General features: G+C 71.2%; 13 protein-coding genes. 8 read left to right on the top strand and 5 right to left on the bottom strand.

Going from position 1 to position 15,971, the window contains the following annotated elements; genetic code table 11:
* Positions 1-41 precede the first annotated feature (41 nt).
* A complete protein-coding gene (locus QWY80_RS12985) occupies positions 42-1,121 on the top strand; it encodes a substrate-binding domain-containing protein (protein ID WP_290232136.1) in 1,080 nt (359 codons plus the stop codon).
* 17 nt (positions 1,122-1,138) lie between these two features.
* Here the strand turns inward: QWY80_RS12985 and QWY80_RS12980 are convergent, their stop codons facing one another.
* From QWY80_RS12980 to gatC, 5 genes are read right to left on the bottom strand one after another with little or no spacing between them, the layout of a single operon-like run.
* A complete protein-coding gene (locus QWY80_RS12980) occupies positions 1,139-1,957 on the bottom strand; it encodes a LuxR C-terminal-related transcriptional regulator (RefSeq protein WP_290232133.1) in 819 nt (272 codons plus the stop codon).
* A gap of 10 nt (positions 1,958-1,967) precedes the next feature.
* Positions 1,968-2,519, bottom strand: a complete 552-nt coding sequence (locus QWY80_RS12975; RefSeq protein WP_290232131.1) for a cupin domain-containing protein — start codon at positions 2,517-2,519, stop codon at positions 1,968-1,970.
* A gap of 25 nt (positions 2,520-2,544) precedes the next feature.
* Positions 2,545-3,999, bottom strand: a complete 1,455-nt coding sequence (gene gatB / locus QWY80_RS12970; RefSeq protein WP_290232129.1) for an Asp-tRNA(Asn)/Glu-tRNA(Gln) amidotransferase subunit GatB — start codon at positions 3,997-3,999, stop codon at positions 2,545-2,547.
* Positions 3,999-5,474, bottom strand: coding sequence for an Asp-tRNA(Asn)/Glu-tRNA(Gln) amidotransferase subunit GatA (gene gatA, locus QWY80_RS12965; RefSeq protein WP_290232127.1), 1,476 nt, complete (start codon positions 5,472-5,474; stop codon positions 3,999-4,001). The genes gatB and gatA overlap by 1 nt, the downstream gene beginning before the upstream one ends.
* Before the next feature lie 26 nt (positions 5,475-5,500).
* Positions 5,501-5,788 (bottom strand): Asp-tRNA(Asn)/Glu-tRNA(Gln) amidotransferase subunit GatC, encoded by a 288-nt coding sequence (gatC, locus tag QWY80_RS12960; RefSeq protein ID WP_290232126.1) that lies wholly within the window; start codon positions 5,786-5,788, stop codon positions 5,501-5,503.
* A 170-nt stretch (positions 5,789-5,958) separates the two neighbouring features.
* Here gatC and QWY80_RS12955 point away from each other — a divergent pair, with 170 nt between their 5' ends.
* The 7 genes from QWY80_RS12955 to tldD are packed head-to-tail and all read left to right on the top strand — an operon-like array spanning position 5,959 to position 15,831.
* The gene (locus QWY80_RS12955) at positions 5,959-6,996 is read left to right on the top strand and encodes a rod shape-determining protein (protein ID WP_290232123.1); all 1,038 of its coding nucleotides are present in this window, start codon (positions 5,959-5,961) and stop codon (positions 6,994-6,996) included.
* A 25-nt stretch (positions 6,997-7,021) separates the two neighbouring features.
* Positions 7,022-7,933, top strand: coding sequence for a rod shape-determining protein MreC (mreC, locus tag QWY80_RS12950; protein WP_435389373.1), 912 nt, complete (start codon positions 7,022-7,024; stop codon positions 7,931-7,933).
* Entirely contained in the window at positions 7,933-8,427 is a 495-nt protein-coding gene (gene mreD, locus QWY80_RS12945) for a rod shape-determining protein MreD (protein WP_290232121.1), read from the top strand. The genes mreC and mreD overlap by 1 nt, the downstream gene beginning before the upstream one ends.
* A 14-nt stretch (positions 8,428-8,441) precedes the next feature.
* A complete protein-coding gene (locus QWY80_RS12940; RefSeq protein WP_290232119.1) occupies positions 8,442-9,050 on the top strand; it encodes a Maf family protein in 609 nt (202 codons plus the stop codon).
* A 34-nt stretch (positions 9,051-9,084) separates the two neighbouring features.
* Positions 9,085-10,548, top strand: a complete 1,464-nt coding sequence (rng, locus tag QWY80_RS12935) for a ribonuclease G (protein WP_290232117.1) — start codon at positions 9,085-9,087, stop codon at positions 10,546-10,548.
* A 4-nt stretch (positions 10,549-10,552) separates the two neighbouring features.
* On the top strand, positions 10,553-14,380 hold the full coding sequence (locus QWY80_RS12930; protein WP_290232115.1) for a YhdP family protein: 3,828 nt from the start codon (positions 10,553-10,555) through the stop codon (positions 14,378-14,380).
* Positions 14,377-15,831, top strand: a complete 1,455-nt coding sequence (gene tldD, locus QWY80_RS12925; RefSeq protein ID WP_290232113.1) for a metalloprotease TldD — start codon at positions 14,377-14,379, stop codon at positions 15,829-15,831. Before QWY80_RS12930 ends, tldD begins: the two co-directional genes overlap by 4 nt.
* Positions 15,832-15,971: the final 140 nt, after the last annotated feature.

Genomic DNA, 15,971 nt, shown 5'->3' with positions numbered 1-15,971 from the left:
AGCATTGGTGTGTTAATTGCAAAATATGAAACTTACTTCATATGAAGCGTATCCGGATCACGCCGGCCTGGTACTTCAGCGACGAGGCCGGTAACCAGCTGGACCCCAAGCTGTTCGCGCTGCTCGAGGCGGTGCATCGGCACGGCAAGCTGACCCGTGCCGCCGAGACCGTCGGTGTCTCTTATCGGCACGCCTGGAACCTGCTCAACAAGTGGGGGGAGTTCTTCGGCATCGCCCTGGTCGAGCTCGAGCGGGGGCGGGGGGCGCGATTGTCGCCACTGGGCGAGAAGCTGCTGTGGGCCGAGCAGCGGGTGATCGCCCGCCTGGGGCCGCAACTGGTGAGCCTGGGCTCGGAGCTCAACCTGGCCATCCAGCAGCAACTGGAGGGGGTGCAGCCGGTGCTGCGCCTGCATGCCAGTCACGGCTTCGCCGTGGAGCTGCTGCCGCAGCATCTCGAGGCGCTGCGCCTCGACCTGCAGTACTGCAGCCCCCGGGAGGCCCTGGCGGCGCTCAACCGTGGGGCCTGTGATCTGGCCGGCTTCCACTTGCCCCGGGGCAAGGTGGGTGAGGTGGTGAGCCGGGGCTACCGCGACCTGCTCAAGCCGCGCAGCCATCGATTGATCGGCTTCATCTCCCGTCGCCAGGGGCTGATGGTGGCCCCGGGCAATCCCGAGGGCATTCAGGGCCTGCAGGGGCTGCTGCAAGAGGGTGTCCGCCTTATCAATCGCCAGGCGGCCTCCGGCACCCGGGCGCTGTTCGATGGCCTGCTGGCGGTGGCAGGCATCCCGGCGTCACGGATCCGCGGCTACGAGGTGGAGGAGTACACCCACTCGGCGGTGGCCGCCTACGTGGCCGCCGGCATGGCCGATACGGGCTTCGGGGTGGAGGCGGCGGCACGGCGCTTCGGGCTCGACTTCGTGCCTCTGGCCACCGAGGACTACCTGCTGGTCTGCCACCGGCGCAGCCTGGCGGAGCCGCGCTTCGCCGCCCTGCTCGAAGTGCTCCGGGGCGAGGCCTTCCAGGCGGCGGTGCGGGCCCTGCCGGGGTATGCGCCGAACCGCTGCGGGGAGGTGACAGGCGTGGACGTGTTGTACGCGGAGGCGGGGCCCGCGCCACCGTAAGGGGCCGCCGTGGGGGATCAGCCGCCGCGCTGGCGGGAGACCAGCGCCACGTGGTCGAGGAACAGCCGGAACAGCTGCGACTGGCTGGAGACCTCGAGGCGCTGGTAGATGTGCTTGCGGTGCACCTTGACAGTGCCGTCGCTGATGTCCAGCTCGCGGGCCGCCGACTTCGTCGAGTGGCCGGCCAGCAGCAGGCGCACGATCTCCTGCTCCCGGGCGGTGAGCACGCCGGCGCCGAAGCTGGCGAAGGCCAGCGCCACGGGTTCCTGCTCCGCCAGTTGCCGCTGGAACTGCCCGCCCTGCCACTTCCAGTACTCGGCGAGCAGGGCCTCCACCAGCGGCGCCAGGTGGCGCAGGGCCTGCATGGCGCGGCGGCTCAGGGGCGGCGACAGGGTGCCGAAGCCCAGCGACACGGCGATCACCACCTCGGCGTCGACCCGGGCGAAGAAAACCACCTCGTCGTGCAGCCCCAGGTCCCGGTAGTAGCGGCGGTAGTAGTCGCTGGCCTCGAAGCGGTCCGGGGCCAGTTCGCGCAGGCGGTGGGCGCCCTGGTCGAGGCCGTCACTCACGGCGGTGAAGAAGGGGTCGAGTAGGTAGGCCTCGCTGAGGTAGCGTTCGATGCCCTGCTCGCGGCGCTGTGGCGGGTAGTCGTCGTGGATCAGCAGCGGCCGGCGGCGGCCGCGATAGGCGTTGACCAGCACGGTGTCGTAGGGCACCAGCTCGCGCAGGCAGCGGTCGAGTCGCCGGGGGAAGTCCGCTGCCGGGGCACCGCGCAGCAGGCCGGCCAGACGCTGGTGCCAGGCCAGGCTGTCGGCGCGGGCGAGGTGGTCGAGCACGGCCCCGCCCTCAGAAGGCCCGGGCCGGGGTGGTGCAGCTGACCAGCCGGCAGGCCACCACGCCCGGGTTGCGGAAGCGGTGGGGCACGTTGGTCTCGAAGTAGTAGGCCTCGCCGGGGCCGAGCAGGCGGGTCTCGGCGCCGACGGTGATCTCGATCTCGCCCTCCAGCACCACGCCGGCCTCCTCGCCCTGATGGGCGATCATCTCGCGGCCGGTGTCGGCGCCGGGGGCGTAGGTCTCGAGCATGAAGGAGAGGGCGCGGTCGCGGCGGTCGGCGCCCACCAGCTTGTAGATGACGTCGCCCGAGCCCACGTCGGCCAGCTCGTCGGCGCTGTAGAACACCCGATGGCCGCTCTCCAGTTCCATGGTGAAGAAGTCCCCGACGCTCATGGGGATGGCGTCGAGGATCTTCTTCAGCGAGCTGACCGAGGGGCTCACCTTGCCCTGCTCGATCAGCGACAGGCTGGAGTGGGTGACCCCGCAGCGCTTGGCCAGCTCGCGCTGGGAAATGCCGCGCAGGCTGCGCAGGGTGCGCAGCCGTTCGCCTACGTCATCGGACATGCCGGTCCTCCTCCTTGCGAAGCCGTCAGCACAGGGCGTCGAGCTTTTCCTTGAGCAACTGGTTGACCTGCTGGGGGTTGGCGGTGCCCCGCGAGGCCTTCATCACCTGGCCGACGAAGTAGCCGATCATCTTGCCGCGCTTCTCCGGCTCGGCATCGCGGTACTGGGCCACCTGGGCGGGGCTCTCGGCGATCACCCGGTCGATCATCGCCTCGATGGCGCCGGTGTCGGTGACCTGCTTGAGCCCCTTGGCCTCGATGATGGCGTCCGCGGAGTCGCCCTCGCCATGCCACAGCGCCTGGAACACCTGCTTGGCGGCCTTGCCGTTGATGGTGTCGTCGATCACCCGGCCGATCAGCTCGCCGAGCTGGCGGGCCGAGACGGGGCTGTCGGTGATCGCCAGGCCCTCGCGGTTCAGGGCGCCGGAGAGCTCGCCCTGGACCCAGTTGGCGGCCTGCTTGGCGTCGCCGCAGGCGTCCTTGACCGCTTCGAAGTACTCGGCCATGGCCCGGCTTGCCGAGAGCACCCCGGCGTCGTAGGCGGACAGGCCGAGCTCGCCCTGGAAGCGCGCGCGCTTCTCGTCGGGCAGCTCCGGCAGGGCCTCGCGCAGGTGATCGACGTAGGCGGCGTCGAGCACCACCGGCAGCAGGTCGGGGCAGGGGAAGTAACGGTAGTCGTTGGCCTCCTCCTTGGTGCGCATGCTGCGGGTCTCGTCGCGCTCAGGGTCGAACAGGCGGGTCTCCTGGATCACCTCGCCGCCGTCCTCGAGCAGCTCGATCTGGCGCTCCACCTCGAACTCGATGGCGCGCTCGACGAAGCGGAAGGAGTTGACGTTCTTGATCTCGGCGCGGGTGCCGAAGCTCTCCTGGCCCTCGGGCCGCACCGAGACGTTGACGTCGCAGCGCATCGAGCCCTCGGCCATATTGCCGTCGGAAATCCCCAGATAGGTGACGATGGAATGGATCGCCTTGAGATAGGCCGCGGCTTCCTTGGCGCTGCGCATGTCCGGCTCGGAGACGATCTCCAGCAGTGGCGTGCCGGCGCGGTTGAGGTCGATGCCGGTCATGCCGTGGAAGTCCTCGTGGAGCGACTTGCCGGCGTCCTCCTCGAGGTGGGCGTGGTGCACCCCGACGCGCTTGGTGCTGCCGTCCTCGAGAGTGATCTCCACCTCGCCGGCCCCCACGATGGGGTGGTACATCTGGCTGGTCTGGTAGCCCTTGGGCAGGTCCGGGTAGAAGTAATTCTTGCGGTCGAACACCGAGACCTCGGGGATCTCGGCGTGGATCGCCAGGCCGAACTGCACCGCCATGGCCACCGCGGCTTCGTTCAACACCGGCAGCACGCCGGGCAGTCCCAGGTCCACGGCGCAGGCCTGGGTGTTGGGCTCGGCGCCGAAGGCGGTGGAGGCGCCGGAAAAGATCTTGGACTGGGTGGCGAGCTGGACGTGCACCTCCAGCCCGATCACGGTTTCCCATTGCATCAGGCGTTCTCCTCGGCGAAGGCGGGACGGCGCAGGTGCCAGTCGGTGGCCTGCTGGAAGCGGTGGGCGACGTTGAGCAGGCGCGCCTCGGCGAAGTGGGTGCCGAGGATCTGCAGGCCTACGGGGCGGCCTTCCGCGGGGCGGCCGCCCGCGAAGCCGGCCGGCACGCTGATGCCGGGGATGCCCGCCAGGTTCACCGCGATGGTGTAGATGTCCTGCAGGTACATGGAGACCGGATCCTTCCTGGCCCCCAGGTCGAAGGCCGGGGTGGGGGAGGCCGGTCCCATCAGCACGTCGACTTCCTCGAAGGCGTCGAGGAAGTCCTGGCGGATCAGCCGCCGCACCTGCTGGGCCTTCTTGTAGTAGGCGTCGAAGAAGCCCTCCGAGAGGGTGTGGGTGCCGATCAGGATGCGCCGCTTGACCTCCTCGCCGAAGCCCTCGGCGCGGGAGCGCTCGTAGAGGTCGATCAGGTCGGTGGGGGCCTCGCAGCGGTGGCCGAAGCGCACGCCGTCGTAGCGCGACAGGTTCGCGGAGGCCTCGGCCGGGGCGATCACGTAGTAGGCCGGGATGGCGTAGTGGGTGTGCGGCAGGCTCACCTCGCGCACCGTGGCGCCCAGCGACTCGTAGACCTTCACCGCCTCGCGTACCGCGCTCTCGACCTCGGGGTCCAGGCCGTCGCCGAAGTACTCCCGAGGCAGGCCGATCTTCAGACCGCTCAGGGGCGCGGCGAGCTCCTCGGTGTAGTCCGGCACGCCGCGGGCCACGCTGGTGGAGTCGCGCAGGTCATGGCCGGCGATGGCGTTCAGCAGCAGGGCGCAGTCCTCGGCCGTGCGCGCCATGGGGCCGGCCTGGTCGAGGCTCGAGGCGTAGGCGATGATGCCCCAGCGCGACACCCGGCCGTAGGTGGGCTTGAGGCCGGTGATGCCGCAGAAGGCCGCCGGCTGGCGGATCGAGCCGCCGGTGTCGGTGCCCATGGCGGCGGGCACCAGGCCCGCGGCCACCGCGGCGGCGCTGCCGCCGGAGCTGCCACCGGGCACGGCGGCGAGGTCCCAGGGGTTCTTCACCGGGCCGAAGTGGCTGTTCTCGTTGGAGGAGCCCATGGCGAACTCGTCCAGGTTGGTCTTGCCCAGGCTCACGGTGCCGGCGGCCTTGAGCCTCTCCACCACGCTGGCGTCGTAGGGCGCCACGAAGTTGGCCAGCATCCGCGAGCCGGCGGTGGTCAGCACGCCGTCGGTACAGAACAGGTCCTTGATGGCCAGGGGCAGGCCGGTGAGCGGGCCGGCCTCGCCCTTCGCTCGGGCGGCGTCGGCCCGATCCGCTGCCTCCCGGGCAGCGTCTGGCGTCACGGTGATAAGGCTGTTGATCTCGCCGTCGAGGCGATCGATGCGCGCGAGCAGGCTCTCGGTCAGCTCGCGGCTGGTGAACTCACCGGCCGCGAGGCAGGCGGCGAGCTCGGTCAGTGTCTTGTCATGCATGGGCCGGAGGCTCCGTTAAGTTTCTCTCACTCGACGACGCGGGGCACCAGGTAGAGGCCCTGTTCCACCGCCGGCGCGCAGCGCTGGAAGCGGTCGCGCTGGTCGGTCTCGGTGACCTCGTCGGCGCGCAGCCGCTGGGTGGCGTCCAGTGGATGGGCCAGGGGCGCGACCCCCTCGGTGTCCAGCGCCTGGAGCTGGTCGACCATTTCCAGGATGCGGCCGAGGTCGTCCAGGTAGTGGGCGGCATCGTCTTCGCTCAGGCCGAGCCGGGCGAGGTGCGCGGCCCTGAGAACGTCAGCGTGTTCAAGCGCCATGATTCGGATGTCCTCGAAGGGAAAACAGGCCGCAAAAGGTACCATATCCGAGGCGCCACGGGCAGGTCCGTGCATCGGCATCGGCGGTGCTCGTGCTTGCTGCTGGGGGGGTGCGGTGATACCGTTTGCATCCGCACAGGGTTCCCGGACTGCACTAGGTAACGACTTCCATGTTCAAACGTTTGAGGGGGCTGTTCTCCAGCGATCTGTCGATCGACCTGGGGACCGCCAATACGCTGATCTACGTCCGCGGCCGCGGCATCGTGCTCGACGAACCGTCGGTCGTGGCCATTCGCCAGTCCGGCAACATGCGCAGCGTGGCCGCCGTGGGGTCCGACGCCAAGCGCATGCTGGGCCGCACCCCCGGCAACATCACCGCCATCCGGCCGATGAAGGACGGCGTGATCGCCGACTTCACCGTCACCGAGCAGATGCTCCAGCACTTCATCCGCAAGGTCCATCAGAGCACCTTCCTGACCCCGAGCCCGCGGGTGCTGGTCTGCGTGCCCTGCATGTCGACCCAGGTGGAGCGCCGCGCCATCAAGGAGTCCGCCGAGGGCGCCGGGGCCCGCGAGGTGTTCCTGATCGAGGAGCCCATGGCGGCGGCCATCGGCGCCGGCCTGCCCGTGGAGGAGGCCCAGGGCTCCATGGTGGTGGACATCGGCGGCGGCACCAGCGAGATCGCCATTATCTCGCTCAACGGCATCGTCTACTCCGAGTCGATCCGCGTCGGCGGCGACCGCTTCGACGAGGCGATCATCGGCTATGTGCGTCGCCACTACGGCAGCCTGATCGGTGAGGCCACTGCCGAGCGCATCAAGGAGGAGATCGGTTGCGCCTATCCCGGCGGCGAACTGCGCGAGATCGACGTGCGCGGCCGCAACCTGGCCGAGGGCATTCCGCGCAGCTTCACGCTCAACTCCCACGAGATCCTCGATGCCCTGCAGGAGACGCTGTCGTCGATCGTCGCCGCGGTCAAGAACGCCCTGGAGCAGTCGCCCCCGGAGCTCGCCTCCGACATCGCCGAGCGCGGCCTGGTGCTGACCGGCGGCGGTGCGCTGCTGCGCGACCTGGACAAGCTGATCGCCGAGGAGACCGGCCTGCCGGTGATCGTCGCCGAGGACCCGTTGACCTGCGTGGCCCGCGGCGGCGGCAAGGCCCTGGAGATGATCGACCAGCATACCTTCGAGCTGCTCTCCAGCGACTGACCGGGGAGGGCTCCCTATCAAGCCGCTGTTCTCGCACGGACCGCTGCCCGTCTATCGCCTCCTGGCGTGCGCCATCGCCTCGGCGGCGCTGATGTTCGTCGATATGCGCTTCACCCGCATGGAGGAGGTGCGCGCCCAGCTCTCCACCGTGGTGGCGCCCGTCCAGTGGGTGGTGAGCCTGCCCAGCGACGTCCTCACCTGGGGGTCGCTGGCGCTCTCCGACCAGCGCGCCCTGCTGGACGAGAACCAGCGCCTGCGCGAGCAGATCCTGACGCTCTCCCACCGGGTGCAGCGCATGGCCGACCTGACCGCCGAGAACGTGCGCTTGCGCGAGCTGCTCGCCGCGGCGCGCCAGCACGACATGCCCTTCATCACCGCCGAGCTGCTCTCCCTGGACCCTGACCCCTTCGCCCACCAGATGGTGATCGATCGGGGGCGTCGCGACGGCGCCTATGTGGGCCAGCCGGTGATGGATGCCGCCGGCCTGGTGGGGCAGGTCACCGCCGTTTCCGCCTACTCCAGCCGGGTGCTGATGGTGGCCGACGCCAGCCATGCGCTGCCGGTGCGGGTCAACCGCAACGGCCTGCGCTTCATCCTCCAGGGCGGCGGCCGCTACGACAGCCTCAACGTGCTGCACGTGCCCGACACCGCCGACATCCGCGAGGGCGACCTGCTGGTCACCTCGGGGCTGGCCGGGCGCTTCCCGCCCGGCTACCCGGTGGCCCGGGTCGCCGAGGTGGTGCATGACCCGGGCGAGCCCTTTGCGCGAGTCACCGCCGCGCCGGTGGCCCAGCTGCAGCGCTCGCGTCACTTCCTGCTGCTCTTCCCGCCGCCCGTGCCGCGCCTCGACGAGGCCTGGGGAGGCGAGCTGGCGCCCGAGGCCCTCGAGGCGGCCCGCGGGGTGAGCGGCAGGCTCGCCGACGAGGAGAGACGCTGATGGCCGTCCCGTCCGCCGCCAACCTGGCCCTGCCCTGGATCTGGCTGTCGCTGCTGCTGGCGCTATGCCTGCAGGTGATGCCGCTGGCCGAGGGCTGGCAGGTGTGGCGACCCGACTGGCTGGGACTGATGCTGATCTACTGGTGCATGCGTGCGCCGGCCCGGGTCGGGGTGGTCCACGGTTTCCTGCTGGGCATCCTGCTCGACCTGATCGAGGGGGCGGTGCTGGGCCAGAATGCCCTGATCCTGTCGCTGCTGGCCTTCCTCTGTGCCCTGGTCTACCCGCGCTTCCGCGCCTACTCCCTGGTCCAGCAGGCGCTGATGGTGCTGGTGCTGCTGGGCACCGCCCAGCTCGCCGAGCAGTGGCTGCGCACCCTGCTGGGTCCCTTCTCCATCCATCTCGCCTTCCTCTTGCCGTCGCTGATCGGTGCGGTGCTCTGGCCCTGGTTCGCCACCCTGTTCGAGGCCCTGGGGCGCCGCCTGACCCGTGCCTGACCCGGAGCCGCCCGATGACCGCCCGAGACCCCGTCCTCTGCCTCGCCTCCGCCTCGCCGCGCCGCCGAGACCTGCTCGCCTCCATCGGCGTGACGGTGACGGTGCACCCGGTGGACGTCGACGAGACGCCCCTGCCGGGTGAGCCGGCCGACGCCTACGTGACCCGCCTGGCCCGCGACAAGGCCCGGCTCGGCGCGGGCCTCTCGCCGTTGCCCAGCCTGGGCTCCGACACCGCCGTGGTGCGCGACGGCGAGATCCTCGGCAAGCCTGAGGGGCCCGAGCACGCCGCCGCCATGCTGCGCTCGCTCTCCGGCCGCAGCCACGAGGTGCTCACCGCCGTGGCGGTGAGCGGCCCGGCCGGGCTGGTTGACGCCTGCGTGGCCACGCGGGTGGTCATGCGCCCGATCCTTGATGCCGAGATCGCCGCCTACTGGGCCACCGGCGAGCCCGCCGACAAGGCCGGGGGCTATGCCATCCAGGGCCTGGCCGCGGTGTTCGTCGAGCGCCTCGAGGGGAGCCACTCGGCGGTGGTGGGCCTGCCGCTGTTCGAGACCGCCGCACTGCTGCGTCGCCAGGGCGTGCCACTATGGAATCGGGCGCTGCCGGCCGCGGCTATGTCATAATGACGAAAGACCCTTTCTGGACAAGGATTTCCGCATGAGCGGCGAAGTACTCATCAACCTGACGCCGATGGAGACCCGAGTGGCCGTCGTGGAGAACGGGGTGCTGCAGGAGGCCTTCATCGAGCGTAGCCGACGGCGGGGCATCGTCGGCAACATCTACAAGGGCAAGGTGGTGCGCGTGCTGCCCGGCATGCAGGCCGCCTTCGTCGACATCGGCCTGGACCGGGCCGCCTTCATCCACGCCCACGAGGTGATGCCCCCCGGGACCCCCGCCGAGGATCAGGTCTCCATCGGCCACCTGCTCCACGAGGGGCAATCGCTGGTGGTGCAGGTCACCAAGGACCCCATCGGCTCCAAGGGCGCCAGGCTCACCACCCACCTCTCGGTGCCGTCGCGCTACTTGGTCTACATGCCCGATGCCCCCCACCATGGCGTCTCCCAGCGCATCGAGGACGATCGCGAGCGCGAGCGGCTGCGCGGATTGATCGAGGAGGCCCAGGCTCAGCAGACCCTGGAGGTCACCGGTGGCTTCATCGTGCGCACCGCCGCCGAGGGGGTCGGGCTCGAGGAGCTCGCCTCGGACATGCACTTCCTGCTGCGGCTGTGGCGCAAGGTCAGCGAGCGCAAGGTCACCGCGCCCGCGCCCAGCGTCATCTACGACGACCTGCCGCTGTTCATGCGCACCCTGCGCGACGTGATGCGCGACGAGATCGAGAAGGTACGCATCGACTCCCGAGAGAACTACATCAAGCTCATCGAGTTCGCCGAGGAGTTCATGCCCGACGCCGTGGAGCGCATCGAGCACTACGCCGGCGAGCGGCCGATCTTCGACCTCTACAGCGTCGAGGACGAGATCCACAAGGCGCTGGGGCGCAAGGTGCAGCTCAAGTCCGGCGGTTACCTGGTGATCGATCCCACCGAGGCGATGACCACCATCGACGTCAATACCGGCGGCTACGTGGGGCATCGCAACCTCGAGGAGACCATCTTCAAGACCAACCTCGAGGCGGCCACCGCCATCGCCCGCCAGCTGCGCCTGCGCAACCTCGGCGGCATCATCATCATCGACTTCATCGACATGGAGGACCCGGAGCACCAGCGCCAGGTGCTGCGCATGCTCGAGAAGTCGCTGGAGCGCGACCACGCCAAGACCAAGTGCACCGGAGTCACCGAGCTGGGCCTGGTGCAACTGACCCGCAAGCGTACCCGCGAGAGCCTGGAACAGACCCTCTGCGAGGCCTGCTCCACCTGCGGCGGACGCGGCACCCTCAAGACCCCGGAGACGGTCTGCTACGAGATCTTCCGCGAGATCCTGCGCGAGGAGCGCGCCTACAACGCCGAGACCTACATGGTGCTGGCCTCCCAGGAGGTGGTGGATCGCCTGCTCGACGAGGAATCCGCGGCGGTGGCCGACCTGGAGGAGTTTATCGGCAAGCCGATCCGTTTCCAGGTGGAGGCTCACTACTCCCAGGAGCAGTACGATATCGTGCTGATGTAGGCCCATGTCCCCGATCCGCCTGGTGACGCGCTGGACCCTGACGCTGGTGGCACTGCCGTTGGCCCTGGCGGCGCTGCTGCTGCTGGCGCTGCGGCTCGCCCTGGGGGTCGCCGACGCCTTCACGCCCCGGCTGGAGGGGCTGCTCTCGGCGCGCTTCAACGCCGAGGTGCGCATCGCCGATCTCGATACCGGCCTGGTCCGGCTCGACCCGCGGCTCGCCCTGGACGGGCTGAGCATCCGGACCCGCGAGGACGACCGGCCGCTGCTGGAGGTGGCCGGTGGCCGCCTGCGCCTGGACACCCTGCAGAGCCTGCGCTCCGGGGTGCCGGTGGTGGAGGATGCGCGCCTGGAGGGCGTGACCCTGCACCTCTATCAGGACGCGTCGGGGGGCTGGCACTGGCCCGACCCCGCCGAGCTGCCCCCCGAACTCCAGCCCCGCAGCGAGTTCGACCTGGAGCGTCTCGACTTCATCGTGGGGGTGCTGCTGCGCCAGCGTGCCTGGGCCGAGGAGGTGCGCGTGGTGCTGCACGGCCGCGAGCGCCGTCTGGACTTCGAGGCGCCGCGCCTGTTGATGACCGGTGACGCCCGGCATGCCCACCTGGAGGGTGAGGTGCGCCTGGCCGGCGCCCGGGAGTCGACCATGCAGGCCGTGCTGGAGATCCGCCCGGGACCCACGGGGTTCCGCGACTTCAGCGCCGCCCTGCAGGCCGACATGCGGCTCGACGACCTGGTCGGCCTGGCCGAGGTGCTGGGCCGCGGCGAACCGCTGCGCCTCGACGAGGCGAGCGGCGAGGCACGGCTGTGGGGGCGCTGGCACCGCGGTTTCCTGGACGACGCGCGGCTGGCCGTGGAGGTGGCGCGGCTGGCGATCAGCCATGAGGACGCGGCGGGGGAGCGCCACGCCATCGAGCTCGATGAGGTCCAGGGGCGCGGTCAGTGGCGGCGCGCGGCCGATGGCTGGGAGGCCTGGTTCGAGGGCGACGCCGAGAGCCCCGACGAGAGCGAGCCCGCAGCCCTGGCGCAGCGCTGGGGCCCCGCCTTGCCCTACCGCTGGCAGTTGGCGGGGGACGCCGACGGCTGGTGGCTCAAGACCGGGGCCTTCGACCTCGGCTCGCTGGCCGCCTGGCGCCACCGGGTGCCGCTGCCCGAGGCCCTGGCACGGGCGGTGGACAGCCTCGACCCGCGGGGGCGGGTGATGGGCTTCGGCCTGGGCCATCGCGACGGCGCCTGGCAGGCCCGGGCGGCGCTGCGCGGCGTGGAGGTCTCGCCCTGGCAGCAGGCGCCGGGCGGCGGCCCCCTGGACATGTGGGTCGAGGCGCGGGGGCTCGACGGCCGGGTGCGCTTCGCCGGGGGCGAGGGCAGTCGGCTCCACTTCCCCGAGGTGTTCGAGGCGCCCATGACCCTGGAGTATGCCGACGGTGAGGTGCTGTGGTCCTATGACGGCCCGCGCAGCCTGGTCAGCGGCCGCGACCTGCGGGCGGGGTGGAACGGCGCCGAGATCCGTGGCGACTTCGGCCTCTCGACGGGACGTGGCGAGCGCGGTGGCCTCGGCCTCTCGCTGGCCTTCGAGGACGTGGACGCCGTCGACTCCCCGCTGCTCGACTGGCTGCCGGTGGGCATCCTCGGCGATGAGTTGCGCGACTGGCTGGGCGCCGGCGTGGCCGGCCGGGTGCCCGAGGGCTCGCTGCGCCTTCACGTACCGCTGTCCGGCGGCAGCGACGAGCGCCTCGACCCCAGCTTCGGCCTCATGCTGGCGATCCGCGAGGGGCGACTGCCCTTCGCCCCGGAGTGGCCGGCCCTGGAGAACGTCGAGGGGAGCCTCGAGCTGCAGGACGAGATCCTGACGGCGACGCTGGAGCGGGCCGAGAGCCTGGGCGTCGCCGTCGGCCCGGGGCGGGTCGGCCTGGCCGACCAGCGGCTCGAGGTGGTCGGCGAGCTAGCCGCCGACGCCGAGGCGCTGCGTCGCTACCTGCTGGCCATGCCCGTGGAGGGCATCGAAGCGGTGAGCGACTGGCGGGCCGAGGGACAGGCGCAGGGTGAGCTGGCCCTGTCCCTGCCGCTGGGTCGGCCCGAGGACCTGGACCTGGAGATCGACACCGAGATCGACTTCCCGCGCCTCGCGTATGCCCCCTTGGGGCTGGCGTTCGGCGATCTGAGCGGCCCCCTGACCTGGCACCAGGAGGGCGAGGAGGGTGGCCTGTCGGGGCGCGTGGAGGGACGCCTGCTGGGCGGTCCGGTGAGCGCCGAGATCGATACCCCGGCCGGCGGCCTGGACCTCGCCGGCCGCGCCCAGGCCGCCGCGCTGGCCGACTGGGCGGGAGTGGCGGCCCTGGGCGAGCGGTTGACGGGTGACATGGGCTGGCAGGGGCGGCTGACCATCGACGAGACGGCCAGCCGTCTGCGCCTGGACAGCACCCTGGAGGGCCTGGCCATCGACCTGCCGGCGCCGCTGGGCAAGGGCCGGGGCGAGTCGCGGCCGCTGCGACTCGACATGGACCTGACGGCGGGGCGCCTGGAGGGGCACCTGGGCGAGCAGCTGGCGCTGCGCTGGCGGGCGCTGCCGGGTAGCGACGCCGGCCAGGGGCAAGTGTGGCTGGGTCGGGCGGCGGGCGGCGGCTGGCCCAGCGGTCCGGGGTGGTGGATCGACGCCTACCGGCCGCGCCTCGAGCCGGCCGCCTGGGCCGATGTCCTGACCGCCGTGCAGGGGGGCGGCGCGGCGGGGCGCCAGGCCCTGCGCGAGGTGCGCCTGGCCACCGACTGCCTGCGGCACGGCGACCACTGCCTGGGCTCCTTCCGCGCCACGGGGCGCCCGCAGTCCGGCGATGGCTGGCGCCTGGACCTGGGCGGCAGCCTGCTGGCGGGCCGGCTCGACTACCGCCCGCAGTTGGCCGAGCCGCTGGACATCGGCCTGTCGCGGCTCGCCCTGGACGGCCTGCTGCCTGAGCCCGCCGAGGTCGACTCGCTGTTCGACGAGATCGCCACGCCGCCCGAACCGACGCCGCTGCCCGACTGGGTGGCCGAGCTGCCCGCGGGGCGACTGCGCATCGCCGAGATCGAGCGTCGCGGCCAGCGCCTGGGGCCCCTCACGGCGCGCTGGCGGGCCACGCCGGAGCGCTTGACCGTGGCGCCCCTGGGGCTGACCCTGGGGGAAATCAGCGCCCACGGCGAGCTGGTCTGGGAGACCGCCGGGGCGGGCGACAGCCTGACCCGGGCGCGGCTCGACCTGGACGGCCGCGACCTGGGCACGGCCCTCGAGGCGCTGGGACAGACGGCGGCCATCCGCAACGCCGAGACACGGGTCGAGAGCCAGCTGGCCTGGCCGGGGGCGCCCTGGCAGTTTGCCCTGGAACGCTCGCGGGGCAGCATCGAGGCGGAGCTGCGGCGCGGGCGCTTCGTCAACCTCGACTCCACCCCGGCGCGGCTGGTGGGGCTGCTCAACGTGGACAACCTGGTACGCCGCCTGCGCCTGGACTTCTCCGACGTCACCGGCCAGGGCACCGCCTTCGATCGTGTCACCGGCTCGGCGACCCTGTATGGTGGCATACTGGAGACCCGTGGGCCGGTGGAGGTCGAAGGGCCGGCCACCCGCTTCACCCTGGACGGCAGCGTCGACCTGGCGCGTCGTGAGCTGGATCAGCGGCTGGGGGTCACCGTGCCCATCAGCCGCAACCTGCCGCTGGCGGCGGTGATCGCCGGGGCGCCGGTGGTGGGCGGTGCCCTGTTCATCGCCGACCGGCTGTTCGGCGATGCCATCGACAACGTGACCCGAATTCATTACCGCGTGCGGGGCCCCTGGACCTCGCCGCAGATCTCAGTGGAAAGTGCCGAATGACGACATCCCGACCCCCCTTGCTCGACGAAGCCGCCGACATCCTGCTCGCCCCGGGCGGGCTGGCCCTCGATGACCTGGAGTCCGGCCTCGGCCACGCCCTGGGGCCGGGCATCGACTACGCCGACCTCTACTTCCAGCGCAGCTGGCACGAGGCCTGGGTGCTGGAGGACGGCGAGGTCAAGGAGGCCAGCTACAACATCGACGGCGGGGTGGGCGTGCGTTCGCTGGCCGGCGAGCGGACCGGCTTCGCCTACTCCAACCAGATCACCGCGGACGCCCTGGCCGAGACCGGGCGCACCGCCGCCGGCATCGTGCGCAGCGGCTCGCGGCTCTCCCTGGCCCGGCCGATGGCGGTGCGGGCCGAGCTGCGCTACGGCGGGGTGGACCCGCTCACCGGGCTCTCCGCCGAGGAGAAGATCGCCCTGCTCAAGGCGGCCGACCGCGTAGCCCGCGCCGCCGATCCGGCGGTGAGCCAGGTGAGCGCCTCGCTCACCGGGGTGCACGAAGTGGTGCTGGTGCGCGCCAGCGACGGCACCTTGGCGGCGGACATCCGGCCCCTGGTGCGCTTCAACGTCAGCGTCATCGCGGTTCGCGACGGCCGCCGCGAGCGCGGCAGTGCCGGGGGCGGCGGTCGCTACACCATGGCGCGACTGCGCGACGAGAACGTGGCCGAGCGCTACGCCAAGGAGGCGGTACGCCAGGCGCTGGTCAACCTGGAGGCGGTCGCCGCCCCGGCCGGCCAGCTGCCGGTGGTGCTGGGGGCGGGCTGGCCGGGCATCCTGCTCCACGAGGCGGTGGGGCATGGCCTGGAGGGCGATTTCAACCGCAAGGGCAGCTCGGCCTTCGCCGGGCGCATGGGCCAGCGAGTGGCGGCGAAGGGGGTGACCGTGGTGGACGACGCGACCCTGGCCGACCGCCGCGGCTCCATGAGCGTCGACGACGAGGGCACCCCGGGACAGAACACGCCGCTGATCGAGGACGGCATCCTCACCGGCTACATGCAGGACAAGCTCAACGCGCGGCTGATGGGCATGACGCCCACCGGCAATGCCCGGCGCGAGTCCTTCGCCCACCTGCCCATGCCGCGCATGACCAACACCTACATGCTGGCAGGAGAGGATGATCCCCAGGACATTCTGAGGAGCGTCAAGCGCGGCCTCTATGCGGTGAGCTTCGGCGGCGGCCAGGTGGACATCACCTCGGGCAAGTTCGTCTTCTCGGCCAGCGAGGCCTACCTGATCGAGGACGGCCGGATCACCGCACCGGTGAAGGGGGCGACACTGATCGGCAACGGCCCCGAGGCCATGGGCCGCGTCTCGATGATCGGCCACGACATGGAACTGGACACCGGGATCGGCGTCTGCGGCAAGGAGGGGCAGGGCGTGCCCGTGGGGGTGGGCCAGCCCACCCTGAAGCTCGACGAGCTGACCGTGGGCGGCACCCAGTCATAGGCGAGTGGCCTGTAGGAGGCCAGCTCTGCTGGGCGATTGGCGCCGTCAGGCGCCTGGCGGTGTAGCCAGGCCTGGACAGTGGACTCGGCCGGGAGCCTGTCGGCTCCTGTCGCCCGACAGAGTCGGCCTCCTACAATGCC

This window comes from Halomonas ramblicola, from assembly GCF_030409215.1.
GTDB classification, from domain to species: Bacteria; Pseudomonadota; Gammaproteobacteria; order Pseudomonadales; family Halomonadaceae; genus Halomonas; species Halomonas ramblicola.
The sequence above is the reverse complement of the archived record's forward strand: the minus strand, read 5'-3'. Positions and strand labels throughout refer to the sequence as shown.

Coding starts and splice junctions, on each gene's coding strand:
- QWY80_RS12985 (WP_290232136.1), top strand. CDS start 42: ATGAAGCGTATCCGGATCACGCCGGCCTGGTACTTCAGCGACGAGGCC.
- QWY80_RS12975 (WP_290232131.1), bottom strand. CDS start 2,519: ATGTCCGATGACGTAGGCGAACGGCTGCGCACCCTGCGCAGCCTGCGC.
- gatB (WP_290232129.1), bottom strand. CDS start 3,999: ATGCAATGGGAAACCGTGATCGGGCTGGAGGTGCACGTCCAGCTCGCC.
- gatA (WP_290232127.1), bottom strand. CDS start 5,474: ATGCATGACAAGACACTGACCGAGCTCGCCGCCTGCCTCGCGGCCGGT.
- gatC (WP_290232126.1), bottom strand. CDS start 5,788: ATGGCGCTTGAACACGCTGACGTTCTCAGGGCCGCGCACCTCGCCCGG.
- QWY80_RS12955 (WP_290232123.1), top strand. CDS start 5,959: ATGTTCAAACGTTTGAGGGGGCTGTTCTCCAGCGATCTGTCGATCGAC.
- mreD (WP_290232121.1), top strand. CDS start 7,933: ATGGCCGTCCCGTCCGCCGCCAACCTGGCCCTGCCCTGGATCTGGCTG.
- QWY80_RS12940 (WP_290232119.1), top strand. CDS start 8,442: ATGACCGCCCGAGACCCCGTCCTCTGCCTCGCCTCCGCCTCGCCGCGC.
- rng (WP_290232117.1), top strand. CDS start 9,085: ATGAGCGGCGAAGTACTCATCAACCTGACGCCGATGGAGACCCGAGTG.
- QWY80_RS12930 (WP_290232115.1), top strand. CDS start 10,553: ATGTCCCCGATCCGCCTGGTGACGCGCTGGACCCTGACGCTGGTGGCA.
- tldD (WP_290232113.1), top strand. CDS start 14,377: ATGACGACATCCCGACCCCCCTTGCTCGACGAAGCCGCCGACATCCTG.